Genomic DNA, 25,275 nt, shown 5'->3' with positions numbered 1-25,275 from the left:
CAGCGGCGTGCATCAGGCGGTTTGCAGGTCCGTACGACGGAAACTATGTCGCGCGAACTTGCTGCGCTTACTGGCTGAACAGTCGTCGCGTCGCGGGCGAACCGGCCGGAATGCCTGCCTGTTCGAGCTTCGCGTACAACGTCATCAGCTGCTTCTCGATGGCGAGCAGCGCGCTTTCCGGCAGCGGACGGCGGCCATCGTCGACCACCCGGCCACCGATGCGCTCAGCCAGCGACTTCGCGTAATCGCACATCAGGCGGAACGGCAGGATGTCTTCGTCGGCGACGGGCACGTCGAGCACCAGCGTGATCATCTGGCCGCCCTTGTATGTGAGATCGTCGCGCAGGAAGTTGGTGTCGCCGAACTGCAGCATGAAGACAGGGCTCTGCTTTCCGTCGAGCTTGACGAAGCGGGTGCCGTCACGCGACAGCAGCAAGCCGTCCTGCGATGCGACCGCCTGCACGTAGTTCGCCGACCACGGCGCGCCGTCGGACAGCACGTTGATCGACAGCTGTGCGTCGCATTGGGCGGCAAAACCGTCGAGTTCGCGCGCCATCGACACCGTTTCCATCATGTCCGGAAACTCGGGCGATGCGTCGAGCGCATCCGCGAATTGCTGGACGCCCGTCACGAATTCGGAGAACTCCAGTTCGTTGAGCGGGCCGCTGCGGTTCGCAAGCTGCGCGGCCGCGCGCAGTTCTTCGTAGCGCACGCCGTTTTGCAGCAATTCCCATCCGCTGCCGCCTTCCGGTTTGCCCTCGATATGCACCGGCTTGCTGCCCGCGCGACGCAGACGCTGCGCGAGCGGCAGCACCTTGTCGCCCGCGACGGGTGCAGTCAGCCGCAGCGGCACGATGCAGTCGATACGGCGATCGACGATGGCGGGCGGCGCCGACGAAATGGTCGTCGCGGCGGGCATGATCGGCTCGCTGCGCTCGTCCTCGGCGAGCTGGTCGCCCACGGGCTGCGCGGACTCTTCCTCTTCGGGGAAGCCGTTGGGCGACGTGTTCTCCGCCTGGATGTCGGCTGGCGTATCGAGCGGCGCGGCGCCGCCGAAGGTCGGCTCGACGCGCGCGACCTCCGCCTGCTCGCCAGTTGCGGATTCCCGACGTGTCGTCGGACGCGCCGGCTCGATGAAGGGACTCTGCTCGTCCTGGTCGTCCCGGGCGAGCGGTTCTGCCGCATCGGCAGGCATCGGCCGCGGCATCTTGCGACGGACCTTTGCGCCTTGCCACGCGTTGTAGACCACCACACCCCCGACCACCACGGCGCCCGCGCCGATCAAACCGAGTGTCAACTCGTCCATGCACGCTCCATCTGCAATTCTTTTCGTCGTTGCGCATCGTGCCTGATTCGCGCGGCTGGCAGGTGGCACCCGAAGGGACACGTACCGCCGCTGCGGGCGAAGACGCGCAGCGAAACCAATTCTGTTTCAGCAACACCCGCGCGTCACCCGGCAGGACGCCGGGCGATGCGTGGGTGGACGTTTAAACGATATTCTGGACAAATCCCGCAGCCGTTTCCATGTCGACAGCCACGATCCGCGACACGCCCTGCTCCTGCATCGTCACCCCGATCAGTTGCTGCGCCATTTCCATCGCGATCTTGTTGTGCGAAATGAACAGGAACTGTGTTTTGGCCGACATCGCGCGCACAAGGTTCGCGAAACGCTCGGTGTTCGCGTCGTCGAGCGGCGCGTCCACTTCGTCCAGCAGACAGAACGGCGCCGGATTCAGCTGGAACATCGCGAACACGAGGGCCGTCGCCGTGAGCGCCTTTTCGCCGCCCGACAACAGGTGAATCGTCGAGTTCTTCTTGCCCGGCGGCTGCGCCATGACCTGCACGCCGGCATCGAGAATCTCGTCGCCCGTCATGATCAACTTTGCCTGCCCGCCGCCGAACAGACGCGGGAACAGCTCGCCGAAATGACGGTTCACTTCGTCGAACGTGCCTTGCAGCAGCGTGCGCGTTTCCTGGTCGATCTTGCGGATCGCGTCTTCGAGCGTTTCGATCGCGTTCGTCAGGTCGGCCGATTGCGCGTCGAGGAAGAACTTGCGCTCGGTAGCCGCTTTCAGTTCGTCGAGCGCGGCCATGTTCACCGGGCCGAGCGCCGTGATCGCGTTGTTGATGCGCGTCACTTCGCCTTGCAGGTACGATGGCTTCATGTCCGGCGTGAGCTTCGCCTGCAAGTCGGCTTCGTCGACGCCCGCCGCCGTCAGCTGCTCGATGAACTGCTCGGCGTTCAGCCGCGCGGCCTGTTCCTTCAACTGCAGCTCGGTGATGCGGTCGCGCAGCGGCTGCAGCGCACGCTCCGTGGTCAGACGCAGTTCGTCCGCAGCGCGCAGCTTCGCAGTCAGATCGTCGAGTTCGAGACGCGCGGCATGCAGCGCCTCTTCCTTGACGCGACGAATATCCAGCGCGTCCTGCAGACCCGTGTGCGCCGTCTGCTCGTTGATCGTCTCGAGTTCGGCACGGGCATCTTCGAGCGAGCCGGCCACGCGCTCGCTCTGCTCGTGCGCGACCTGAATGCTGCGCTTCAGTTCGTCGATACGGTTCGCCATGTTGCGCGCGGCGAAGCGCGCGTCGGTGGCGGCGCGGTCGAGATCACGCGCGCCGTTGCGCGCATTGCTCAGTTCTTCGTCGAGCGATTCGAACGCGAGCTGGTTGTCTTCGAAACGCGCCTGCAATTCGGCGAGTTCGGCATCATGGCGCTCGAAATTCGCTTCCGATTCGGCACGCAACGCACGCTGCTCGTCGATCTGCGCGGTGATCTCTTCGAGTTCCTCACCGATCTGCGTATTGCGCTGCGTGTAGCGCTCGTGTGCCTGCGTGAGCTTGAGCACATCCATTTGCAGTGCATGCACGCGCTGGGTAGCGCGCTCCGCCTGCTGGCGTACTTCCGTCAGCGCATTCGATGCCTGCGTATGCGCGGCTTCCGCGCGAATCGCCGCCGCCTTCGCCTCTTCGGCGAGCAGCGCCTGCGCGCGCACCTGGCGCGTCAGGTTTTCGATTTCCTGCTGGCGCGCGAGCATGCCCGCCTGTTCCGAATCGGCCGCGTACAGCTGCACGCCGACGCGCGTCACCACATGGCCCGCCTTGACGACGAACGCGCCGCCTTCCGGCAATTGCGCGCGCATCGACAGCGCTTGCGGCAGATCGTCGGCGACGAAGGCGTTGCCGAGCCAGTCGTTGAGCACGGCGCGAATGCCGGCATCGTCGATCCGCACCAGCGACAGCAGCGGCCGCAGCGACGCGGGCGCCGCAGCGGGCTGACCGGCCGCGGGCGGCGCGTAGAACGCGAGCTTGGCGGGCGGCGCGTCGCTGACGAAGTGCTTCACCCAATCGAGGTTCGACACTTCCAGCGCAGCCAGCCGCTCGCGCAGCACCGATTCGAGCGCGGTTTCCCAACCGGCTTCGACATGCAGCTTCTTCCACAGACGCGGCAGCGCGCCGAGTTCGTGCTTGTCGAGCCACGGCTGGATCTTGCCTTCCGTCTGCACGTTCTCCTGCAACTGACGCAGCGCGGCAAGGCGCGCTTCGAGCTGATGGATCTGCGCGCTTTCGGCTTGCACGCGGTCCTGCGCAGCGCGGCGCTCGCCATCGAGACGCGGCAGCGTGTCCTGTGCATCGGCAAGACGCTCTTGTGCTTCGCGCAGAATCTCTTCGTGCTCGGCGAGCTGCATGCGCAGTTCTTCGAGCTGCGCCTCATCCGGCGCATCGAGACCGCTCGCTTCCGTCTTCAGACGCTCCTGGCGCTGCTGCAGCTGCTGCAATTGCTGGTCGGCGTTGCGCTGATGCGCGGCTTCGAGCTTGATCGCCTGCTCGGTCTGCGCGATGCCGGCACGTTCGTCGTTCAACTGCGACTGCGCATCGCGCCAGCGCGCTTCGAGCGCGGGCATCGCGTCGTGCTTCGCGGCCGCGGCCTCTTCGGCGATGACGGCCTTCTCTTCGCCTTCGCCGAGCGCCATTTCTGCGTCTTCGAGATCGTCTTGCGCCTTTTGCGCCTGCGCGAGCCACTGCTCGCGCTGCGCCGTCAGCGCCGCGATCTGCGCCTGCACGCGGTTGCGCGATTCGACGATGAACTTGATTTCGGCTTCGAGGCGGCTCACCTCGGCGTTCGCTTCGTACAGTGCGCCTTGAGCGCCCTGCATCGCGTCGCTGGCCGAATAGTTCGCGACGCGCAGCGTTTCGAGTTGTGCCTCGACTTCACGCAGTTTCGCCGTATGCGCTTCGACGTCGATCTGCGCCTGTTCGATTGCGCGCTTCTGCTTGTCCTGCTCGGTGCCCGCTTCGTTCTTGCGCAACAGCCACAGCAGACGCTGCTTTTCTTCGCCGTCGGCCTGCAAGTCCTTGAACTTCGTCGCAACGACGGCTTGCGCCTCGAGCTTTTCCAGATTCGTCGTGAGTTCGCGGACGATGTCTTCAACGCGCGTCAGATTCTCACGCGTGTCGTGCAGACGATTCTCGGTTTCGCGGCGGCGTTCCTTGTACTTCGAGACGCCCGCGGCTTCCTCAAGGAACACGCGCAGTTCTTCGGGCTTCGCCTCGATGATCCGCGCGATCATGCCCTGGCCGATGATCGCGTACGCGCGCGGACCGAGGCCCGTGCCGAGGAAGATGTCCTGGATGTCGCGGCGGCGCGCCGGCAGATTGTTGATGTAGTAGCTCGAGGTGCCGTCGCGCGTCAGCACGCGCTTGACGGCGATTTCGGCATACTGGCCCCACTGGCCGGCGGCACGGCCGTCGGCGTTGTCGAACACAAGTTCGACGCTGGCGCGGCTGCCCGGCTTGCGCGCCGTCGAGCCGTTGAAGATCACGTCCTGCATCGACTCGCCGCGCAGCTCCGAGGCGCGCGATTCGCCGAGCACCCAGCGCACGGCATCGATGATGTTGGACTTGCCGCAACCATTGGGACCGACCACGCCGACAAGCTGGCCCGGAACCTGGAAATGCGTGGGATCGACGAATGACTTGAAGCCAGCGAGTTTGATCGAGGTCAGACGCACGGCGATATCGCTGTTTAAAAATAATTTATGGAAACGGAACGCGCGGGTTCGATGTGCGAACCGCCCGCGGCTCCCTGCCCGTCAGGCGGCACAACGGAGCGCGAGCCCGCTGCGATTCCGGCGCCGCGGCGCGCCCTACGCTGCACCGCCGGCCAATGAGGGGGAATCATACCATCGCGCGTGGGCTATTCTTACCGTCGCCATCCGGGTTTCCGTCCTCGTCCGCGCCCGTCGCTTCCTGGCGCTTCGCGCGGTGCACCCAGCTCGACAGCGCCGAGGCCAGCACGATGCACGCGCCGCCCGCCCACTCGCGCGGACCGGGCACTTCGCTCGCGAACAGCCACGCGGTGAGCGCCGTCACGACTATTTCGAACAGCATGATGATCGACGCGCGGTTCGCCGGCACGCGCGCAAGGCCGTATTGCACGAGCATGTTGTTGGTCGCCAGAACGAAACCGATTCCGAGCACGAGCAGCACGGCCTCGCCGATGTGCGCGCCCGCGGGCGCAGCGGCAGGCACGGACTCGAAGAGCGACGCGCACGAGCCGAAGATCGCCGCGCCGCCGAAAATCACGGCCGTGCGCATCTCGGCGCGCATGTCGGGCAATTCGCGGCTCGTCTTGAGGATGAGCACGTTGCTCATCGCGAACGACATTCCCGCCGCGAGACCCGCCCATTCGGCCAGGCTGCCGGGCACGGGAAGCCCCAGTTGCGGCGACCACAGCATCATCATCGCGCCCGCCAGCGACAGCGCCGCGAGCGCAGCGCCCGCCCAGGTCAGCCGTTCATGCAGGATGAAGTGAGCGAAGAGCGCCGTCCACGCGGGCGTCAGATAGAACAGCAGCAGCACGCGCATCACCTGGCCGTGGATCGCGCCCCACACGAAGCCGAGATTGGTGATGCCCGCGAACAGCGCGAGCGCGGGCAGCAGCCAGTGCCAGCGGATCGTTTTGATCGCGCTGCGCCGCACGAGCAGCACGAACAGACACCCTGCGCCGCTCGTCAGCGCGCTCGCCGCCGTGCCCGTCACGCCGAGCGCGTGGAGCATGCGCAGCGGATACCAGACCATGCCCCATACGGACGCGCCCATCATGATCGCGAGCGTGGGCCACGCGTTGCGAAGCGAGAGATTCATCGCGCGGCGCTCCCGCCGATGTCCAGCCTGTATTGCATGTCTGTCTGCCTTGTGTTGCGGACGACGGCGGCGCGTGATCGCTGCCAGCCGTTGCCTCTGAATCCGTTACCGTCGCGATCGGGATACTGCCCGCATGGCGCCTCGTCTCACGCCCTTCGCGTCTGCTTCGCCGCTCGCATCTGCTGCGGCAGCGCAAAGCCTTGTCCGATCGGCTAATGCGCCGTGCCGCCGCTTGCCGACACGCTATAATCGGTCACTCCTCGCCCGAGCCGTCAGCCGCCCGATGCCAACGCATCCGGGCCTTCGCGCCGATGGCCGCCGCGCGCCGCCTTCACCTGTGTCAGTCCACGCCGAACATACGCCCGAACCGCCAAGTGAACCCGCTACTCGACTCTCTTCAGCCCTATCCCTTCGAAAAGCTGCGCCTGCTCTTCAAGGATGTCACGCCGCCCGCCCATCTCTCGCATATCAGCTTCGGGATCGGCGAGCCGAAACATCCGACGCCCGAACTGATCCGCAAAGCCGTGATCGATTCGCTCGGCGGTCTCGCGGCGTATCCGGCGACCATCGGTGCGCCGGCGCTGCGCGAAGCGATCGCGAAGTGGGTCACGACGCGCTACAACCTGCCGCCCGTCGATCCCGCCACTCAGGTACTGCCCGTGGCCGGTTCGCGCGAGGCGCTGTTCGCGCTTGCGCAGACCGTGATCGACCCGAAGAAAAACGCCGGGGGCGAGCCTGCGATCGTACTCTGTCCGAACCCGTTCTATCAAATCTATGAAGGCGCCGCGCTGCTGGCGGGCGCGCAGCCGTATTTCGCCAATAGCGACCCGAAGCGCAACTTCGCCTGCGACTATTCGGCCATCCCCGACGACATCTGGGCGCGCACGCAGCTGCTCTACGTCTGCTCGCCGGGCAATCCGACGGGCGCCGTGCTGACGCTCGACGACTGGCGCGAACTGTTCGAACTGTCGGACCGTCACGGCTTTGTGATCGCCTCTGACGAATGCTACTCCGAGATCTATTTCGACGAAGCGCGTCCGCCGCTCGGCGGCCTGGAAGCAGCGCACAAACTGGGGCGCGGCTTCGAGCGGCTCGTCATGCTGTCGAGCCTGTCGAAGCGCTCGAACGTGCCGGGCATGCGCTCCGGCTTCGTCGCGGGCGACGCGTCGATCCTCAAGCAGTTCCTGCTGTACCGCACGTACCACGGCGCGGCCTTGTCGACCGTTTATCAGACGGCGAGCATCGCTGCCTGGAGCGACGAAGCGCACGTGCGCGAAAACCGCGCAATGTACGTGCAGAAGTTTTCGACGGTAACGCCGATGCTCGCCGACGTGCTCGACGTCAAGCTGCCCGACGCCGCGTTCTACCTGTGGGCGAACGTCGCGCGCACGGGCCTGTCGGATGCCGAGTTCGCCCAGCGTCTGTACGCCGACTATAATGTGACGGTTCTGCCCGGCTCGTATCTCGCGCGCACCGCGCACGACACGAACCCCGGCCGCGATTTCGTTCGCCTCGCGCTGGTCGCGGGCGTCGACGAATGCACGGAGGGCGTGCAGCGCATCGTCGGTTTCTGCCGCTCGCTGAAACGCTAGTTTCTTCGGCAGATTCATGCACGTCATGGAGCGCCGCCGCTGCGCTCCGCCCTCACCCGCTTTCCGATTTCAACTCTCTCGAAAGAGCACCACGAACATGTCGCAACAACTTCAGCAGATCATCGATAACGCCTGGGACAACCGTGCCGACCTGTCGCCGAAGGCCGCGCCCGCCGAAGTGCGCGAAGCCGTCGCGCACGCCATCGAGCAACTGGACAAGGGCGCGCTGCGCGTCGCGGAAAAGAAGGATGGCGACTGGGTCGTCAACCAGTGGCTGAAGAAGGCCGTGCTGCTGTCGTTCCGTCTGGAAGACAACGCGCCGATGCCCGCCGGCGGTTACTCCCAGTTCTACGACAAGGTGCCGTCGAAGTTCGCGAACTACACGGCTGAAGACTTCGCGGCAGGCGGCTTCCGCGTCGTGCCGCCCGCCATCGCGCGCCGCGGCTCGTACATCGCGAAGAACGTCGTGCTGATGCCGTCGTACACCAACATCGGCGCTTACGTCGACGAAGGCACGATGGTCGACACGTGGGCCACCGTCGGCTCGTGCGCGCAGATCGGCAAGAACGTGCACCTGTCGGGTGGCGTGGGCATCGGCGGCGTGCTGGAGCCGCTGCAGGCGAACCCCGTCATCATCGAAGACAACTGCTTCATCGGCGCGCGCTCGGAAGTCGTGGAAGGCGTGATCGTCGAAGAGAACTCGGTGATCTCGATGGGCGTGTACCTCGGCCAGAGCACGAAGATCTATGACCGCGAAACGGGCGAAGTAACGTACGGCCGCATTCCGGCGGGCTCGGTGGTGGTTGCGGGCAACCTGCCGTCGAAGGACGGTTCGCACAGCCTGTACTGCGCCGTGATCGTCAAGAAGGTCGACGCGAAGACGCGTGCGAAGGTCGGCCTGAACGAACTGCTGCGAGGCGATTGATGGCGAAGTCCGCGAAGACTGTCGTCTACGGCATTCCGAACTGCGACACCGTGAAGAAGGCCCGCGTGTGGCTCGAAGAGCACGGCGTCGAGTTCGAGTTCCACGACTTCAAGAAGGCGGGCGTGTCGAATGCGCTGGTCCAGGACTGGCTGAAGGACGTGTCGCTGGAGCAGCTCATCAACAAGCGCGGCACGACCTGGCGCGGCCTGTCGGACGTGCACAAGGCCGAAGCCGATACGACGTCGGGCGCGATTGCGCTGATGATCCACAAGCCGTCGATCATCAAGCGGCCCGTGGTCGTCGTGAACGGCCGCGTGAAGACGCTGGGCTTTTCCGCCGAACAATACGAGACGCTGTTCGGCTGAACGAACGCAGCACGCTTGCATCAAGTCGCCTTGTTGTTGCCGGCCTTCGTGGGCCGGCATTTTTTCACCTGAGTTTCACCTGAGTTTGGAACTGCATCGATGTCCGGCACTCTTGCCCTTACCGAAGCCCTGATCGGCCGCGCGTCCGTGACGCCCGACGACCAGAACTGCCAGCGCCTTCTGATCGAGCGCCTGTCCGCGATCGGCTTCGAATGCGAAACGATCGAATCGAACGGCGTGACGAACCTGTGGGCCGTCAAGCGCGGCACCGCGGGCAAGGACGGCAAGCTGCTCGCGTTCGCGGGCCACACCGACGTCGTGCCCACGGGCCCGCTCGAACAATGGACGTCCGCGCCGTTCGAACCGACCCATCGCGACGGCAAGCTGTATGGCCGGGGCGCCGCCGACATGAAGGCGTCGATCGCCGGCTTCGTGGTGGCGAGCGAAGAGTTCGTGGCTGCGCATCCGCAGCATCGCGGCTCGCTCGCGCTGCTCATCACGAGCGACGAAGAAGGTCCGGCGACGGACGGCACCGTGATCGTCGTCAATGAGTTGCAGGCTCGCGGCGAGCGTCTCGACTTTTGCGTCGTGGGCGAGCCGACGTCGAGCGTGCAGTTCGGCGACATGGTGAAGAACGGCCGACGCGGCTCGATGTCGGGCAAGCTGACCGTCAAGGGCGTGCAAGGCCACATCGCGTATCCGCATCTGGCAAAGAACCCGGTGCATCTGCTCGCGCCCGCGCTCGCCGAACTGGTCGCCGAGCACTGGGACGAAGGCAACGAATACTTCCCGCCTACCACCTGGCAGGTGTCGAACCTGCACAGCGGCACGGGCGCGACCAACATCATCCCCGGCCATGCCGAGGTGATGTTCAACTTCCGTTTCTCGACGGCGAGCACGGTCGAAGGTCTGCAAAGCCGTGTTCATCAGATTCTCGACAAACATGGTCTCGACTACGATCTGAAGTGGACCGTGAGCGGCCTGCCCTTTCTCACGCCGCGCGGCGAGCTGTCGAACGCGCTGGAAAAGGCGATCCACGATGAAACGGGCATCGCGACGGAACTGTCGACGACGGGCGGCACGTCCGATGGCCGCTTCATCGCGCGCATCTGCAAGCAGGTCGTCGAATTCGGTCCGTTGAATGCGAGCATCCACAAGATCGACGAACATATCGAAGTCGCACATATCGAGCCGCTCAAAAACGTCTACCGACGCGTGCTCGAACAACTGATCGCCTGACGGAGGGCCTCGACCATGACTCATCCGTTTTCCACGGTTCGCGACGTGCTGCGCTACGCGGTGTCGCGCTTCAACCAGGCCGGACTGGCGTTCGGCCACGGCTCGTCGAACGCTTATGACGAAGCCGCGTATCTCGTGCTGCACACGCTGCATCTGCCCATCGACCTGCTCGAGCCGTTTCTCGACGCGCGCCTCACGCCCGAAGAAATCGAATCGGTGCTGAAGGTGGTCGAACGGCGCGCGAAAGATCGCGTGCCAGCTGCCTACATCACGCAGGAAGCGTGGATGCACGGCCACCGCTTTCACGTCGACGAGCGCGTGATCGTGCCGCGTTCGTTCATCGGCGAATTGCTGCAGGACGGCCTGCAGCCCTATGTCGAGGATCCCGAACAGGTTGGCGCGGTGCTCGAACTGTGCACGGGCTCCGGCTGTCTCGCAATTCTCTCGGCGTACGCGTTCCCGAATGCCGATATCGATGCCGTCGATCTGTCGGCCGCCGCGCTCGAAGTGGCGACGCGCAATGTCCACGAGTATCAGCTCGAAGAACGGATTGCCCTGTTCGAAGGCGACCTGTACGCGCCGTTGCCGGAGCGCCGCTACGACGTGATCATTACGAATCCGCCGTACGTCAATGCTGATTCGATGAAGGCGCTGCCACCGGAGTACAAGCACGAGCCGGAGATGGCGCTGGCGGGCGGCGCGGACGGCATGGACATCGTGCGCCGCATCATCGCCGAAGCGCGCAACTGGCTGACGGACGACGGCGTGCTGGTCGTTGAAATCGGCAACGAACGCGCGCACGTCGAAGCGGCGTTCGGCGGCCTCGATCTCGTGTGGATGTCGACGAGCGCCGGCGACGACAACGTGTTCCTGATCCAGGCCAGCGACCTCCCGGCCAACTGACGTCTGCACGCGGCCAACGCTGCATCGCGCGACGCACGCTGCTCCCCGGAGCGCCGTGCGTCGTTTGTTTTTGAGCTTGCGCATTCGACGTGACGCGTCGAAGGGCTGACCGCGACGCGGACGCTTTCGGTAATATGAGCGCGACCGCGCTGCCGGAACCACGAAGCCAACCACCCGCAGCGCGACGGTCATCCCTCGCACGCTTATGCAATTCGACCTGCTCCACATCGGCACGCTCGTGTTCCTCGCCCACGCGCTGGGCGTGATCGCGGCGTGTCATGCCATTCTGCATACCCGCACGTCGCAAGGCGCGATCGCGTGGGCGGTGTCGCTCGTCGCGATGCCGTATCTGACGCTCGTCCCGTATCTGTTTCTCGGGCGCAGCAAGTTCGCCGGTTACGCCGACGCGCGCCGCCTGGAAAACGAAACGCTGCGCACGCGCGCGCATCCGCCCGAATGGGACACGGAAGCCTCATCGCAAGGCCGTCCCACAGAAGCGCTCGGACATCATTTCGTACGCTCGCTCACGCGGCTTTCCGGCATGCCGTTTCTGCCCGGCAACAGCGTCCGTACGCTCGTGAACGGCGAAGCGACCTTCGCGGCGATTCTCGATGCGATCGAACACGCGCAGCACTACGTGATCGTGCAGTTTTTCATCGTGCGCGCCGACGCGCTCGGCGAGATGCTCAAGGACGCGCTGCTCGCGAAGGCCGCGCAAGGCGTGCGCGTGTATGTGCTGTACGACAGCATCGGCAGCTTCGATCTGCCGCATCGCTATGTCGCGTCGCTGCTCGCGGGCGGCGTGCAGATGCACCCTTTCGCGACGAACCGCAAGTTCGTCAACCGTTTCCAGCTCAACTTCCGCAATCACCGCAAAATCGTCGTGGTCGACGGCGAGCGTGCGTTCGTCGGCGGGCATAACGTCGGCGTCGAGTATCTGGGCGGCAAGCCGCCGCTTTCGCCGTGGCGCGATACGCATATCGAGGTGCGTGGTCCCGTCGTTGCGAGCATCCAGTTCATCTTCACGGAAGACTGGTACTGGGCCACGCAGGATCTGCCGCAATTCGATTCGCCGGCCGTCGAGCCCGGCGACGGCATGCACTGCCTCGTCGTGCCGACGGGCCCTGCCGACAAGCAGGAAACCTGCTCGCTATTCTTCGTCGAAGCGATCAACGCGGCGCGCGAGCGCATCTGGATCACGACGCCCTATCTCGTCCCTGACGAAGCCGTGTTCGCCGCGCTGCGGCTGGCGGCACTGCGCGGCGTCGACGTGCGCATCCTGATTCCGAGCCGGCGCGATCACCGTGTGGTGTTCGAGGCGTCGAAGCTTTACGCGTTTGACTCGATCCGCGCCGGCGTTCGGGTGTTCCGCTACCGGCCGGGCTTTTTGCATCAGAAAGTGGTGCTGATCGACGACGTGGCGGCCGCTGTGGGCAGCGCGAACCTCGACAACCGCTCGTTCCGCCTGAACTTCGAGATCATGGTGCTGACCGTCGATCACGCTTTCGCTCTCGAGGTCGAAGAGATGCTGCTGCGCGATTTCGACCAATCGTACGAGATAGACCGCAGCGAGTATCGCAACGCGCCCGCACTGCGGCGCGTGCTGATGCATGTTGCGCGGTTATTCGCGCCGATTCTCTGATGCCCGTTACAGCAGCGCTTCGATGTCCTCGGTGATCGTTTCGGGCTTCGTGGTCGGCGCGTAGCGCTTGACGACCTTGCCGTTGCGGTCGACCAGAAACTTCGTGAAATTCCACTTGATCGCTTCGAGTCCGAGCACGCCGGGCGCTTCGTCCTTCAGAAACCTGAACAGCGGATGCGCATCCGAGCCGTTCACTTCGATCTTGTCGAACATCTGGAACGTGACGCCATAGTTCTTCTCGCAGAACGCACCGATCTGCGTGGCGTCGCCGGGCTCCTGCTTGCCGAACTGGTTGCACGGAAAACCGAGCACCTGCAACCCGCGCGCCGCGTACTGTTCGTGCAGTTTCTGCAAGCCCGCATATTGCGGCGTGAAGCCGCATTCGCTCGCCGTGTTGACGATCAGCATCACCTTGCCGTCGTAACGTTCGAGGCTCACCGGCTCGCCGTCCAGCGTGCGTGCCGAGAAGGAATAAATCGAAGACTTGTCCGCCATGTGTCGCCCTCCAGGAATGTCGTTAGTCTAATGGCTCCGAGGCCGCGCGCCACCTGGCCGATCGGCCAATGCCTGGGTGCGCGCCGCGCAGTCTAAAATAGCGTTTTTCTTTCAGCCGGCCTCGTTGTGATCCGCTTCAACCAGTTCAGTCTCGCGCGCGGCACGAAACCGCTTTTCGAACAGACCACGTTCTCGCTCAATCCCGGCGAGAAAGCCGGTCTCGTGGGCGCAAACGGCGCGGGCAAATCGACTCTGTTCTCCGTTCTGCTCGGCGAACTGCACGCTGACGGCGGCGATGTCTCCCTGCCGCCGTCGTGGCAGATCGCGCACGTCGCACAGGAAACGCCCGCCGTCGACAAGACCGCGCTCGAATACACGCTCGACGGCGACGCCGCGCTGCGCGCCATCGAAGCCCGCATCGCGTCCGCCTCCGCGGCCCATGACGGCGCGGCCGAAGGCGAGGCACACGCCGCGTTCGCCGACGCCGACGGCTATACGGCGCCCGCTCGCGCCGAAGCCTTGCTGCTCGGCCTGGGCTTCACGCTCGACCAGACGCGCGCGAGCGTCGGCAGTTTTTCGGGCGGCTGGCGCATGCGTCTGAATCTCGCGCAGGCGCTGATGTGCCGCTCGGACCTGCTGCTGCTCGACGAACCAACCAACCACCTGGACCTCGACGCCATCGTCTGGCTCGAAGACTGGCTGCACCGCTATCCAGGCACGCTGATCGTGATCTCGCACGACCGCGAATTTCTCGATTCGGTCTGCAATGTTACGCTGCATCTCGAGAACCAGCAGATCAAGCGGTACGGCGGCAACTACTCGCAATTCGAAGTGCTGCGCGCGCAGCAACTCGCGTTGCAGCAAAGCGCGTACGAGAAGCAGCGCAAGACCATCGAGCATCTGCAGAGCTTCGTCGACCGCTTCAAGGCGAAGGCGACCAAGGCGCGCCAGGCGCAAAGCCGGATGAAGGCGCTCGAAAAGATGGAGCTGATCGCGCCCGCCCATATCGCGTCGCCGTTTACCTTCGAGTTCCGTACACCCGACTCCGCGCCGAATCCGATGATGGTGATGGAAGACGTGCGCTGCGGTTATCACGCGGCAGCCGGCGGCGAGATTCCTATTGTCGAACGCGTCGCGCTGTCCATCCAGAACGGGCAGCGCATCGGCCTGCTCGGCGCGAACGGTCAGGGCAAGTCGACGCTGATCAAGACGCTCGCAGGCACGCTGGAAGCACTCGGCGGCCATGTGCGTCAAGGCAAGGGTCTGCAGATCGGCTACTTCGCGCAGCATCAGCTCGAAACGCTTCGGCCCGACGACTCGCCGTTGCAGCATCTGGCGCGACTCGCGCCCGACACGCGCGAACAGGAATTGCGCGACTTCCTCGGCAGCTTCAACTTTTCCGGCGACATGGCGACGGCCGCCATCGCGCCTTTCTCCGGCGGCGAAAAGGCGCGTCTCGCGCTCGCGCTGATCATCTGGCAGAAGCCGAATCTGCTGCTGCTCGACGAACCGACCAACCACCTGGATCTCGAAACGCGCCACGCGCTGACCATGGCGCTCGCGCAGTTCGAAGGCACGCTGATCCTCGTGTCGCACGACCGGCATTTGCTGCGCGCGACCACGGACCAGTTTATGCTCGTCGCGAAGCACAGGCTGGAGCCGTTCGACGGCGACCTCGACGACTACCGCGACTGGCTGCTGCAGCATGCCGCCGAACAGCGCGCCGCGTTGAAGGCCGGCGACGGCGCAGCGGGGAACGGCAACGCGGGCAGCACGGATGTGAATCGCAAGGAGCAACGCCGTCTGGAAGCGGAAACGCGCCAGAAGCTCGCGCATCTGAAGAAGCCGCTGCAAACGCGCATTGCAAAGATCGAAAAGGAAATGGACGCGCTGAACGCGGAAAAGGCGACGCTCGACGCATTCGTCGCCGATCCCGCCAGCTACGCCGCCGAGCAGAAAACGAAGCTGACGGAATCGATACGCCGTCAGGCGGATGTCAACGCAAGACTCGAAACGCTCGAAGCCGAATGGCTCGAAGCGCACGAGGAACTCGAACAAATCGGCTAACGGCCCCTTCGCCCCGGCGAAGGAACACACAGGGAAGCGAGGCCGCGCCAGCAATCGATGGAGGGCTGGGCATTGTCGTCTACTGCCGCACTGAAGGGCTTGCGCGTGCTCGATCTGACGCGCCTGTTGCCCGGTCCCGTCGCGACGCTCCGGCTCGCGGAAATGGGCGCCGACGTGTTGAAGATCGAAGCGCCCGGCGCCGGCGACGCCACGCGCACGATGATGCAGAGCACGGCCGACCGCGTCGCGGGACGGCCCGGCGCGTTCTACCGGCTCGTGAATCGCGGCAAGCGCGAAACGCGGCTCGATCTGAAGTCGGAAGGCGGACGCACCGTGCTGATGGCGCTGGCGCGCGAGTCGGACGTGCTGATCGAAAGCTTCCGGCCGGGCGTGATGGACCGGCTCGGCGTCGGCTATGAAGTGTTGCGGGTGATCAACCCGAAGCTCGTCTATTGCGCGATTTCCGGCTACGGCACGGACGGTCCGTTTGCGCAACTGGCCGGACACGATCTGAACTACATCGCGTATGCGGGTGTGCTCGATCAACTTGCTTCGCGCGACGGCGCGCCGATCCTGCCCAATTTCCAGATCGCGGATCTGCTCGGCGGTGCGCTGTCGGCCGTCAATCAGATTCTCGCGGCGCTGTGGGCCGTGGCGCGTGGCGGCGACGGGCGGTTCGTCGATGTATCGATGGCGCATTCCACGTATGCGAACAACGTCGTCGCCCAGGTCGCGCTCGCCAATGACGGCACCGCGCCCGTCGCGGGCAGCAGTCTGCTGAACGGCGGCGTGCCCTGCTACAACCTGTACCGCACGCTCGACGGACGATGGCTCGCCGTCGGCGCGCTCGAACTGAAATTCTGGGAAACGCTGTGCATGGCGCTCGACCGCCCGGACTGGGCGACGCGCCACTGGAGTCTCGGCCAGTCGATTTCCGGACCGGACGCCGTGCAGCTGATCAAGGACATGGCGGACGTGATCGCCACACGTCCGCTCGACGAATGGCTGACGCTGCTGGTGCCGCTGGACTGTTGCGTGTCGCCCGTGCTGACGCCGGCGGAAGCCGCCCAGCATCCCCTTTTTAATGAAGCCGCGCGCGAGGCGTTGCTGGCGCAGGCAAGCGACGGCGAGTCCGAATAATCAGGTGCGGCGTGGCCGAAGCTCAACGCCGCGGCAAGGTCTGCCGGGGCTCGCGTTCGTCGTCGATCAGACGGTGTTTGCGGCCTTCGACGTGATGCCGGATCGTCTCCCGCACTTCGTCGGCTGTCACGTTTTCCGCCACCACACGCCGCGAAATCTGCCCCGTCGTGTCGATCCATTCGACGATCCGGCAGCCGCCGCCCCACGGCCCGTGAATGGGCGCGGAGACTCGGCAGCCGCGCAGGTTCGAGAGAAGCTCGCCCGAGGATTGATGAGACTGTTTCAAAACGTCTTCCTTTTCCGCTCGTGACATTGCATTTCACGAGGATAGGGAAAACGAAAGTCTCTTGGGTTACACGCAAGGTTCGGAAATTTACAGCGGATTACGCCAGAAAGCGGGCGCGATCCGCCATCGTCTGAACCTTGTTATTCGAGCGTGCGGATCCGGTCGATAGCCTGCTCGATCCGCTCGACGGCGATTACCTGCAAGCCGTCGATTGCCTGCTTCGGCGCGTTCGCCTTCGGAATCAGCGCAATCGAAAAGCCGAGCTTTGCGGCTTCCTTCAGACGTTCCTGGCCGCGCGGCGACGGACGGATTTCGCCCGCCAGCCCCACTTCACCGAACACGATCAGTCCCTTCGGCAGCGGCTTGTTGCGCATCGACGAGTGAATCGCGAGCAGGACCGCGAGGTCGGCGGCAGGTTCGGTGATCTTCACGCCGCCCACGGCGTTCAGGAACACGTCCTGATCGAAACACGCGATGCCCGCATGCCGGTGCAGCACGGCGAGCAGCATCGCGAGCCGGTTCTGTTCGAGACCGACGGCGAGCCGGCGCGGATTCGGCACGTTCGCGGCATCCACGAGCGCCTGCACTTCGACCAGCAGCGGCCGCGTGCCCTCTTGCGTGACCAGCACGCACGAACCCGGCACGATCTGCTCGTGCTGCGACAGGAACAGCGCCGACGGATTCGCGACGCCACGCAATCCGCGTTCCGTCATCGCGAACACGCCCAGTTCGTTGACGGCGCCGAAGCGGTTCTTGAACGCGCGCACGAGGCGGAAAGACGAGTGCGTGTCGCCTTCAAAATACAGCACGGTATCGACGATGTGCTCAAGCACGCGCGGGCCCGCGAGACTGCCCTCTTTCGTCACGTGGCCGACCATGATGATCGCGGTGCCCGACTGCTTGGCGACGCGCGTCAGTTGCGCCGCGCACTCGCGCACCTGCGCGACGGAACCGGGCGCGGACGTCAGCGCTTCAGAATAGATGGTCTGGATCGAGTCGATGACGGCGACGTCGGGCCGTTCTTCGGCGATCGTCGCCTGGATCTTTTCAAGCTGGATTTCGGCGAGCAGTTTGAGGTCGGTTGCGTGCGAACCCGGTTCGAGCAGCGACAGCCGTTGCGCGCGCAACGCAATCTGTGCCGCAGACTCCTCGCCGCTTACGTAGAGCGCGCGCCGCTCGCTGGCGATTTCCGCGAGCGATTGCAGCAGCAGCGTCGACTTGCCGATGCCCGGATCGCCGCCGATCAGCACCACGCCGCCCGCCACCAGCCCGCCGCCGAGCACCCGGTCGAACTCGCCGACACCCGTCGAAAAGCGCGGCACGTCCGACGCTTCGATATCGGACAGCTTCTGCACCGGCTGGCTCTTCGCGAGAGACTGGAAGCGGTGCGCGGAAGGCGATTCCGCGACCGTTTCGACGAGCGTGTTCCACGCATGACACGCAGGGCACTGGCCCTGCCACTTCGGAGACTGCCCACCGCATTCGGTGCAGGTGTACAACGTTTTCTGTTTAGCCAACTTGTTTCGTCACGCGTCGTTGTTTGTTATGTCTTGGAGTGATGCGCCGTAAAAGCGCTGATTACTCGGCACGCACGGGCACGCGCGGCGCGACGGCGCACACCAGCTCGTAGCCGATCGTGCCGCACGCCTGCGCGACGTCGTCGACGGGCAGCTGCGCGCCCCACAGCTCGACGCGCGTGCCGACGTTCGCCTGCGGACACGGCGTGAGATCGACGGTGATCATGTCCATCGACACGCGTCCGACGATCCGCGTGCGGATGCCGTCGACGATAACGGGTGTGCCTTCCGGCGCGACGCGCGGATAGCCGTCCGCGTAGCCGCACGCGACCACGCCGATGCGCATGCCTGCGCGCGCCGTGAAGGTCGAGCCGTAGCCGATCGTGTGGCCTTCCGTGAGCGTCTGCACCGCGATCAGTTCGGAGGCGAGCGTCATGGCCGGCTGCAGACCCGTGTCCTTGATCGCCGAACTCACGCCCGACGGCGACGCGCCGTACAGCATCACGCCGGGGCGCACCCAGTCGAAATGGGCTTCCGGATACCACAGCGTGGCGGCCGAATTGGCAAGGCTGCGCGCGCCCGCGATGCCCTGCGCGCCGCGCTCGAACGCTTCCATCTGGTGCGTGATGCCGCGTTCGCTGTCGGCATCCGAGAAATGGGTCATCAACGTGATCTGGCCGACGCCCTGACAGGCCCGCGCGCGCTCCCAGGCGGCGCGGAACTTCTCGGGCGTATAGCCGAGGCGGTTCATGCCGCTGTTCATCTTCAGCTGGATATTGACGGGCTTGGACAGACGCGCCATTTCCAGCATGCGCAACTGTTCGTCCGAATGCAGCGCCGTGGTCAGACTATAACGGTCGATCACGTCGATATCCGTGGGCCGGAAAAAGCCCTCGAGCAACAAAATTGGCCCTGCCCACCCCAATTCACGCAACTTCACCGCTTCTTCGAGGTCGAGCAAACCAAAGCCGTCGGTTGCGCGCAGGCCCGGGAACGCTCGCGCAAGTCCGTGACCGTAGGCGTTGGCCTTCACGACGGCCCAGATCTTGGACTTTGGCGCGTAGCGGCGGGCAACTGCGAGATTATTGGCGAGAGCGGCAGTATGGATCGTGGCTGAGACTGGGCGCGGCATGGGATATTTTCGTAAAGACATTGTCGAATCAGTAGCTTACAGTGCGTTTGCAACGCGCCGAAGGCAAGCTCGACAATGCGATCAAGGATTCTGCTAGTCGGGATTCAGCTATTTTCGTGATATAAAGCCGTGCGCACAACCCATTTCGAACGGAATAAGCCCGGACGCACACCTTACGGCCGGGGCGGACAGACCGCAGCGAGGAAAGCATCGCATCAGATGAAAAAAGGTTTTTACACCATCATGGCCGCGCAGTTTTTTTCCTCGCTGGCCGACAATGCGCTTCTAATCGCTGCTATTGCACTGCTGAAAGATCTTCACGCCCCGAACTGGATGACGCCGCTGCTCAAGCTGTTTTTTGTGCTGTCGTACGTCGTGCTCGCGGCTTTTGTCGGCGCCTTCGCGGACTCCCGTCCGAAGGGCCGCGTGATGTTCGTGACCAATACGATCAAGGTGGTCGGTTGCCTTACGATGCTGATCGGCGCGCATCCGCTGCTTGCGTACGGCATCGTGGGTTTCGGCGCGGCCGCGTACTCGCCCGCCAAGTACGGCATTCTCACCGAACTGCTTCCGCCTGACCGGCTCGTCGCCGCGAACGGCTGGATTGAAGGCACGACGGTCGGCTCGATCATTCTCGGTACCGTGCTCGGCGGCGCGCTGATCAGCCCGCATATCGCCTCGCACATCATCAAGCACACGCCCCCGGCGATCCACACACCCGCCGAAGCGGCGATGCTCATCATCATCCTGATCTACGTGATCGCTGCGCTCTTCAATCTGCGCATTCCCGACACGGGCGCCCGCTATCCGCGCCAGGAACACGGTCCCATCAAGCTCATTACCGATTTCGCCGACTGTTTCGTCGTGCTCTGGCGCGACAAGCTCGGCCAGATTTCGCTCGCCGTCACGACGCTGTTCTGGGGCGCGGGCGCGACACTGCAGTTCATCGTGCTGAAGTGGGCCGAAGTGTCGCTCGGCATGTCGCTGTCGGAAGGCGCGATCCTGCAGGCCGTCGTCGCCGTGGGCGTCGCGGCGGGCGCAATGATCGCCGCCGCACGCGTGCCGCTGAAGAAGTCACTGAGCGTGCTGCCCGTCGGCATCATCATGGGCATCGCCGTAATGCTGATGGCCTTCTATACGAAGCATCTGTTTCCGTCGCACTGGGGCATCTATTACGGCAGGATGCACATCCCCGGTTATCTGATCTTCGCCTATCTCTTTCTGATGGTTGTCGGCGCGCTGTCGGGGTTCTTCGTCGTACCGATGAATGCGCTGCTGCAGCATCGCGGCCACGTACTGCTGTCGGCGGGTCACTCGATCGCCGTGCAGAACTTCAACGAGAACCTCTCCGTGCTCGTGATGCTGTGCCTGTACGCCGTGCTCGTGTGGCTCGACGTGCCCGTTGCGATCGTGATCGTGCTGTTCGGCACTTTCGTGTGCGTGATGATGTGGCTCGTGATGCGCCGTCATCTGGCGAACCAGCGCGCGTTCGACTCCGTCTCGCTGATCGGCGAAGCGCATCACTGAGGCCCGCGGCCTCCTCTCGTCAGTGGGCGCGCCAGGTGCCCTTTGCTTTTCAGGCTTTCCCATGACCCGACCGATTCCCAACGTCCTGACCATCGCCGGTTCCGACTCCGGCGGCGGCGCCGGCATTCAGGCCGATCTGAAGGCTTTCTCGGCGCTCGGCGCGTATGGCGCGACCGTGATCACCGCGTTGACGGCGCAGAACACGCGCGGCGTGACGGCCATCCACACGCCCGATCCCGCCTTTGTCACCGCGCAACTGGACGCCGTGTTCGACGACATACGCATCGATGCCGTGAAGATCGGCATGCTGGCGAACGCATCGATCGTGTGCGCCGTCGCCGATGCATTGCGCCGTCACCAGCCGAAGCACGTGGTGCTCGACACCGTGATGATCTCGAAGAGCAATCACGCGCTGCTCGCACCCGAAGCCGTCGATGCCGTGCGCAGCGAACTGCTGCCGCTCGCCGATCTGCTGACACCGAATCTGCCGGAAGCGGCCGCGCTGCTCGGCACATCGAGCGCGACGGACGAAGCCGCGATGGTCGATCAGGGCGAAGCGCTGCGCAAGCTCGGCGCGCGCGCGGTGCTGATGAAGGGCGGCCATCTCGCCGCCGCCGACAGCCCCGACTGGCTGATTCAGGAAAGCGGCACGATGCGCCTCGCCGCGCCGCGCGTGCCCGTCACGAATACGCACGGGACGGGCTGCTCGCTATCGTCGGCGATCGCGGCGCTGATTCCGCAACGCGACGATCTGGCGAGCGCCGTCGCCGATGCCAAGGAATGGCTGACGGGCGCGCTCGAACAGAGCGGCCGACTCGACGTCGGTCAGGGCGTCGGGCCGGTGCATCATTTCTATCGCTGGTGGTGAGCGCGGGCGCTTAAGCCTGCGTGGTGAGTATTGCTAGGACTTGCGAGTCTGCTGGCGCGCAAACGCCTGGGCCCGCTCGGGCCAGTCGTCGGGAACGATGAAGCCCCGCGAGCGCTCTGTCCACTGCCCGCCGGGCTGCTGAACGAACCCCGCGACCATCGTCGGCACTGTGTGTTTCGCGAGTTGCTGCGCGAGCGTTTCCGGCGAGAGGAAGTTCGAAGCGTCGCGTGCATCACGCGTCCGCAGCGCGAGCCATTCGAGCCTCGGCAGCAGCGTCCACGCATCGGCATGACCGGCTGAAAACGCGGGCCAGTCGGCGCGCGTCGTCCACCAGCCGCGCGCGTGCGTCGGCTCGATTTCGACGGGATCGCGCTCGTTGCGTCCGTCGCGGTAGAACAGCCACCCTTTGACGAACATCTGCGCATCCCACGGACCGCGATGACCGAGCGACGCGAACTCCTCGCGCGCGCTGAGCCGCAACTGATGATCGAGCAGATGCGCGAGCTTCAGATCGAAGCGATCCTGCAGATTCGGGCCCACGTAGTCGGCCAGTTCGCCCCGGCCGTCGCCCGCGTGCAGATAGCATTTGACGGCCAGTTCCCAATGCAATCGCTTGCCTGTCTGCGTCTCGACGAGGAAATCACATTCGCCGAGCGTCACGCCCGCGCGCCGCAGCGCGACGTTCGCGGCGATCAGGCGCGCCGCCGGACCGTGCTTCAGAAAATACGCGAGCAGACATTCGGCGTAACGCCCGAGACGCGTGACCCGCGCCGCCGCGATATGGCGATGCAGATCGGCGGGATCGGCGTTCTGTACTTCGAGCCAAGCCACCGTTGCAGCCGCTTCGTCGGGCGATTCGAACGGTGTCGCGAGCGCGCCATCGGGCGGTTGCGCGCGCAACAGGTCGGGACTGAACAGCAGCCACGCGATGTCGCGCACGGCGGCATCGGATAGCGCGTCGAGCCGGGCCGAGCGTCGGGCCAACGAGGGCGCCTCGAACGAAGCGGTCGGCCCGGCGTTTTCCATCATTTCGCCGCGTCCCCTTCTGCGCCGGCCTTGCGCCATGTGTCGCGGGCGAGGCACAGGTCCTGCCACGACTTCGACTTATCGCCGAGGCTGCGCAGCAGATACGCGGGATGGTAGGTCACCACGACGGGCACGCCTTCGTATTCGTGCACGCGTCCACGCAGCGACGAAATGCTCGCTTCCGTCTTCAGCAGACTCTGCGCAGCGAAGCGGCCGAGCGCGACGATCAGCTTCGGCTTCACGAGCGCGACCTGACGCTGCAGATACGGCTCGCAGCGCGCCACTTCGTCCGGTTCCGGATTGCGGTTGCCGGGCGGCCGGCACTTGATCACGTTGGCGATATAGACATTCGTGCCGCGCGCGAGATCGAGCGAGCGCAGCATGTTGTCGAGCAGTTTGCCCGCCTGACCCACGAACGGTTCACCCTGCTTGTCCTCGTTCTCCCCGGGCGCTTCGCCGATCAGCATCCAGTCGGCCTCGCGATCGCCGACGCCGAACACCGTGTTCGTGCGCCGCTCGCACAGACGGCAACGCTCGCACGCCGAGACGCGGGCTTCGAGCGCCGTCCAGTCGAGCGTGTCGATGCCGGGCTGCGCGGGTTCGTTCGATTTTGCTTCGGCGTCGGACGGCGGCGCGGCGGGCAGATCGTCGAACCAGGCGAAGTCGTCGTCGGGGAAAGGCGGCGCTTCGTCGGCGGCGGGCGGCGGCGCTCGACGGGCTTGCGGCGCGTCGGCGGGTGTGGCTTCGGCTCGTACGGGTTCGCGGCTTTCGAGCGGCTCGCGAGCGGCGTTTGAAACGCCTGCAGGCGGTTGCGTTTCGTGCGAAACCGGCGCTTCGACGCCGACAGCCGATGCAACCTCTACAGGCTGCGCTTCGTTAGCCACGACATCGGCATCACTGTCCGATGCTGCCAACTCAGCCGCCGCCTCATGTGCGCCGCCGCGACGCACCCACATCGGCGCGAGGCCGAGTTCTTCCAGCGCGGATTCATGCAGCGCCATCTGCGCCCTCCTTCACGAAACTGAAACGCATCACGATGGCGTCCTCCCGGCTGCGATGCCGCGCCGGATAATAGTTCTTGCGACGGCCGATCGACGTGAATCCAAAGCGCTCGTACAGCTTGATCGCGCGATGGTTCGACGGCCGTACTTCGAGCAGCATGCCCGCGAGCTTTTCACTACGCGAGATGCGCACGGCTTCGCGCAGCAGCGCGAGTCCCGCACCCGCGTGCTGCGCGACGGGCGCGACGCACAGATTCAGCAGATGCATCTCGTCGACGACGGGCATCAGCACGCAATAGCCGATCAGCGTGCCCGTCACGTGTCGCAGACACACGCCGAAATAGCCGTTGCGCAGCGAATCTTCGAAATTGCCCCGGCTCCATGGAAATTCATAGGCGAGCTTTTCGACTACGGCGACCTCGTCGAGATCGCCTTCCGTCATTGGCGACATGTAGCGGTCCGCCAGCAGCACGCCGCTCATTGCCCGCCCTCGCCGTGCGCGGGTTGAGCGGAGCGGGCCGCGGCAGCCGATTGCGCCTGCGCAGCCTTCGCCGCCATGCGTTCTTCGGTGGTTTGTGCAACCTTGTCGCGGATGTATTCGGGCGCGGCCTGATCGGCGGGAAGCGTGCGGCCCGCGCGGAATGCGCGCAGTGCGGCGAACGCCAGGGGCAGCGCGTGCGGCACGGCTTCCTGATCGACATGCCGTGCGGCGGCTGCCGCCTTCAGACGCTCGCCGAACGCCGCCGCGGCATTGCCCGCGAGCGTGAACGGCTGATCCGGCAACGGCAGCGCATCCGGCGCGCCAAGCGATGCGGGATGAACCGTGCGCCACTCTCCTGCATCGTCGTCCCACGCGAAGTCGGCCCAGTAGACCTCGTCCATGCGCGCGTCGATGGCCGCCAGCACGCGCGCCGTCGACGGATCGTGCAGACGCGCGCTTTCAGCGCACGCGAGCAACGTACCGATAGGCACGACGGGGCAACTCAGCCCGAACGCGAGACCTTGCGCGACGCCCGTTGCCGTGCGCAAGCCCGTGAACGAGCCCGGCCCGGAGCCGAACGCGATCGCGTCGCAATCGGCGAGCGCGAGGCCCGCTTCGTTGAACAGTTCGCGGATGGCGGGAAGCAGGCGCGCGCTGGAGACGGCGCCCGTCGCTTCATGGCGGACCCACACGCGCGGTTTCGGAGCAGGCGCGTCCGGCTCGTCCGGGGACGCGGCGTCGGCGGAATCGGCGGACAGCAGTGCGACCGAGCAAAATTCGGTCGAAGTATCGAGGGCAAGCAGCACGGTTTTCGTCATGACCGCTATTGTAATGCGGCACCCTGCGTCGCCGGATGCGAACAAAACCCGACGCGGCCCAACCGGCACGTCCGGCGTTTGGAAGGATCGCTCCAGCGTCAGGCGGCCGC

Annotated in this window: 21 protein-coding genes; 10 read left to right on the top strand and 11 right to left on the bottom strand. The window is 65.0% G+C overall.

The features are described 5' to 3' along the window. Positions 1-67: 67 nt before the first annotated feature. The 3 genes from QEN71_RS06385 to QEN71_RS06375 form a co-directional block, all read right to left on the bottom strand. Entirely contained in the window at positions 68-1,306 is a 1,239-nt protein-coding gene (locus QEN71_RS06385) for a cell division protein ZipA C-terminal FtsZ-binding domain-containing protein (RefSeq protein WP_201650208.1), read from the bottom strand. A 181-nt stretch (positions 1,307-1,487) separates the two neighbouring features. Continuing rightward, positions 1,488-5,006 carry a chromosome segregation protein SMC gene (gene smc / locus QEN71_RS06380; protein WP_201650207.1) on the bottom strand — a complete coding sequence of 1,173 codons (3,519 nt, stop codon included), beginning with the start codon at positions 5,004-5,006 and terminating at the stop codon, positions 1,488-1,490. 166 nt (positions 5,007-5,172) lie between these two features. Next, positions 5,173-6,141: a DMT family transporter gene (locus QEN71_RS06375; protein ID WP_201650206.1), complete on the bottom strand. Its 969-nt coding sequence runs from the start codon at positions 6,139-6,141 to the stop codon at positions 5,173-5,175. Positions 6,142-6,515: 374 nt separating this feature from the next. Here QEN71_RS06375 and dapC point away from each other — a divergent pair, with 374 nt between their 5' ends. From dapC to cls, 6 genes are all read left to right on the top strand, one after another. After that, a complete protein-coding gene (gene dapC, locus QEN71_RS06370) occupies positions 6,516-7,733 on the top strand; it encodes a succinyldiaminopimelate transaminase (protein WP_201650205.1) in 1,218 nt (405 codons plus the stop codon). Between the two features lie 97 nt (positions 7,734-7,830). Next, positions 7,831-8,658: a 2,3,4,5-tetrahydropyridine-2,6-dicarboxylate N-succinyltransferase gene (gene dapD / locus QEN71_RS06365; protein WP_201650204.1), complete on the top strand. Its 828-nt coding sequence runs from the start codon at positions 7,831-7,833 to the stop codon at positions 8,656-8,658. Next, entirely contained in the window at positions 8,658-9,023 is a 366-nt protein-coding gene (locus QEN71_RS06360; protein WP_201650203.1) for an ArsC family reductase, read from the top strand. The genes dapD and QEN71_RS06360 overlap by 1 nt, the downstream gene beginning before the upstream one ends. Before the next feature lie 99 nt (positions 9,024-9,122). After that, on the top strand, positions 9,123-10,262 hold the full coding sequence (dapE, locus tag QEN71_RS06355; RefSeq protein WP_201650202.1) for a succinyl-diaminopimelate desuccinylase: 1,140 nt from the start codon (positions 9,123-9,125) through the stop codon (positions 10,260-10,262). A 15-nt stretch (positions 10,263-10,277) separates the two neighbouring features. Further along, a complete protein-coding gene (gene prmB / locus QEN71_RS06350; RefSeq protein WP_201650201.1) occupies positions 10,278-11,165 on the top strand; it encodes a 50S ribosomal protein L3 N(5)-glutamine methyltransferase in 888 nt (295 codons plus the stop codon). A 205-nt stretch (positions 11,166-11,370) separates the two neighbouring features. Further along, positions 11,371-12,807, top strand: a complete 1,437-nt coding sequence (gene cls, locus QEN71_RS06345) for a cardiolipin synthase (RefSeq protein ID WP_201650200.1) — start codon at positions 11,371-11,373, stop codon at positions 12,805-12,807. Positions 12,808-12,813: 6 nt separating this feature from the next. Here the strand turns inward: cls and QEN71_RS06340 are convergent, their stop codons facing one another. Then, positions 12,814-13,302, bottom strand: a complete 489-nt coding sequence (locus QEN71_RS06340; protein WP_201650199.1) for a glutathione peroxidase — start codon at positions 13,300-13,302, stop codon at positions 12,814-12,816. A 126-nt stretch (positions 13,303-13,428) separates the two neighbouring features. On the opposite strand from QEN71_RS06340, the gene QEN71_RS06335 reads away from it, so the two are divergent. Next, on the top strand, positions 13,429-15,369 hold the full coding sequence (locus QEN71_RS06335) for an ATP-binding cassette domain-containing protein (protein ID WP_201650198.1): 1,941 nt from the start codon (positions 13,429-13,431) through the stop codon (positions 15,367-15,369). A 57-nt stretch (positions 15,370-15,426) separates the two neighbouring features. Then, on the top strand, positions 15,427-16,509 hold the full coding sequence (locus QEN71_RS06330; RefSeq protein WP_201650197.1) for a CaiB/BaiF CoA transferase family protein: 1,083 nt from the start codon (positions 15,427-15,429) through the stop codon (positions 16,507-16,509). 22 nt (positions 16,510-16,531) lie between these two features. Here the strand turns inward: QEN71_RS06330 and QEN71_RS06325 are convergent, their stop codons facing one another. From QEN71_RS06325 to alr, 3 genes are all read right to left on the bottom strand, one after another. Then, positions 16,532-16,795 carry a DUF2866 domain-containing protein gene (locus tag QEN71_RS06325; RefSeq protein WP_201650196.1) on the bottom strand — a complete coding sequence of 88 codons (264 nt, stop codon included), beginning with the start codon at positions 16,793-16,795 and terminating at the stop codon, positions 16,532-16,534. 140 nt (positions 16,796-16,935) lie between these two features. After that, a complete protein-coding gene (gene radA / locus QEN71_RS06320; RefSeq protein ID WP_201650195.1) occupies positions 16,936-18,312 on the bottom strand; it encodes a DNA repair protein RadA in 1,377 nt (458 codons plus the stop codon). Between the two features lie 61 nt (positions 18,313-18,373). Then, on the bottom strand, positions 18,374-19,444 hold the full coding sequence (alr, locus tag QEN71_RS06315) for an alanine racemase (RefSeq protein WP_201650194.1): 1,071 nt from the start codon (positions 19,442-19,444) through the stop codon (positions 18,374-18,376). A gap of 219 nt (positions 19,445-19,663) precedes the next feature. On the opposite strand from alr, the gene lplT reads away from it, so the two are divergent. Together lplT and thiD are read left to right on the top strand one after the other, a co-directional pair. Next, a complete protein-coding gene (gene lplT, locus QEN71_RS06310; protein ID WP_201650193.1) occupies positions 19,664-20,971 on the top strand; it encodes a lysophospholipid transporter LplT in 1,308 nt (435 codons plus the stop codon). 61 nt (positions 20,972-21,032) lie between these two features. Beyond that, on the top strand, positions 21,033-21,839 hold the full coding sequence (thiD, locus tag QEN71_RS06305; RefSeq protein ID WP_201650192.1) for a bifunctional hydroxymethylpyrimidine kinase/phosphomethylpyrimidine kinase: 807 nt from the start codon (positions 21,033-21,035) through the stop codon (positions 21,837-21,839). Positions 21,840-21,872: 33 nt separating this feature from the next. Here thiD and QEN71_RS06300 read toward each other — a convergent pair whose 3' ends face one another. From QEN71_RS06300 to tsaB, 4 genes are read right to left on the bottom strand one after another with little or no spacing between them, the layout of a single operon-like run. After that, positions 21,873-22,868, bottom strand: a complete 996-nt coding sequence (locus QEN71_RS06300; protein WP_201650191.1) for a DUF1853 family protein — start codon at positions 22,866-22,868, stop codon at positions 21,873-21,875. Beyond that, positions 22,865-23,866 carry a uracil-DNA glycosylase gene (locus tag QEN71_RS06295; protein ID WP_201650190.1) on the bottom strand — a complete coding sequence of 334 codons (1,002 nt, stop codon included), beginning with the start codon at positions 23,864-23,866 and terminating at the stop codon, positions 22,865-22,867. Before QEN71_RS06295 ends, QEN71_RS06300 begins: the two co-directional genes overlap by 4 nt. Next, positions 23,853-24,347, bottom strand: a complete 495-nt coding sequence (gene rimI / locus QEN71_RS06290) for a ribosomal protein S18-alanine N-acetyltransferase (RefSeq protein ID WP_201650189.1) — start codon at positions 24,345-24,347, stop codon at positions 23,853-23,855. Before rimI ends, QEN71_RS06295 begins: the two co-directional genes overlap by 14 nt. Next, positions 24,344-25,165 carry a tRNA (adenosine(37)-N6)-threonylcarbamoyltransferase complex dimerization subunit type 1 TsaB gene (gene tsaB / locus QEN71_RS06285; protein WP_201650188.1) on the bottom strand — a complete coding sequence of 274 codons (822 nt, stop codon included), beginning with the start codon at positions 25,163-25,165 and terminating at the stop codon, positions 24,344-24,346. The genes rimI and tsaB overlap by 4 nt, the downstream gene beginning before the upstream one ends. Positions 25,166-25,275 lie beyond the last annotated feature (110 nt).

It is taken from the genome of Paraburkholderia sabiae (genome assembly GCF_030412785.1).
Taxonomy (GTDB): Bacteria; Pseudomonadota; Gammaproteobacteria; order Burkholderiales; family Burkholderiaceae; genus Paraburkholderia; species Paraburkholderia sabiae.
The sequence above is the reverse complement of the archived record's forward strand: the minus strand, read 5'-3'. Positions and strand labels throughout refer to the sequence as shown.

Excerpts from the sequence above, each read along its gene's own strand:
- tsaB (WP_201650188.1), bottom strand. The coding sequence starts at position 25,165 with ATGACGAAAACCGTGCTGCTTGCCCTCGATACTTCGACCGAATTTTGC.
- rimI (WP_201650189.1), bottom strand. The coding sequence starts at position 24,347 with ATGAGCGGCGTGCTGCTGGCGGACCGCTACATGTCGCCAATGACGGAA.
- alr (WP_201650194.1), bottom strand. The coding sequence starts at position 19,444 with ATGCCGCGCCCAGTCTCAGCCACGATCCATACTGCCGCTCTCGCCAAT.
- prmB (WP_201650201.1), top strand. The coding sequence starts at position 10,278 with ATGACTCATCCGTTTTCCACGGTTCGCGACGTGCTGCGCTACGCGGTG.
- QEN71_RS06385 (WP_201650208.1), bottom strand. The coding sequence starts at position 1,306 with ATGGACGAGTTGACACTCGGTTTGATCGGCGCGGGCGCCGTGGTGGTC.
- cls (WP_201650200.1), top strand. The coding sequence starts at position 11,371 with ATGCAATTCGACCTGCTCCACATCGGCACGCTCGTGTTCCTCGCCCAC.
- QEN71_RS06300 (WP_201650191.1), bottom strand. The coding sequence starts at position 22,868 with ATGATGGAAAACGCCGGGCCGACCGCTTCGTTCGAGGCGCCCTCGTTG.
- dapD (WP_201650204.1), top strand. The coding sequence starts at position 7,831 with ATGTCGCAACAACTTCAGCAGATCATCGATAACGCCTGGGACAACCGT.
- dapE (WP_201650202.1), top strand. The coding sequence starts at position 9,123 with ATGTCCGGCACTCTTGCCCTTACCGAAGCCCTGATCGGCCGCGCGTCC.
- thiD (WP_201650192.1), top strand. The coding sequence starts at position 21,033 with ATGACCCGACCGATTCCCAACGTCCTGACCATCGCCGGTTCCGACTCC.
- lplT (WP_201650193.1), top strand. The coding sequence starts at position 19,664 with ATGAAAAAAGGTTTTTACACCATCATGGCCGCGCAGTTTTTTTCCTCG.
- QEN71_RS06340 (WP_201650199.1), bottom strand. The coding sequence starts at position 13,302 with ATGGCGGACAAGTCTTCGATTTATTCCTTCTCGGCACGCACGCTGGAC.
- QEN71_RS06330 (WP_201650197.1), top strand. The coding sequence starts at position 15,427 with ATGGAGGGCTGGGCATTGTCGTCTACTGCCGCACTGAAGGGCTTGCGC.
- QEN71_RS06375 (WP_201650206.1), bottom strand. The coding sequence starts at position 6,141 with ATGAATCTCTCGCTTCGCAACGCGTGGCCCACGCTCGCGATCATGATG.
- QEN71_RS06360 (WP_201650203.1), top strand. The coding sequence starts at position 8,658 with ATGGCGAAGTCCGCGAAGACTGTCGTCTACGGCATTCCGAACTGCGAC.
- QEN71_RS06295 (WP_201650190.1), bottom strand. The coding sequence starts at position 23,866 with ATGGCGCTGCATGAATCCGCGCTGGAAGAACTCGGCCTCGCGCCGATG.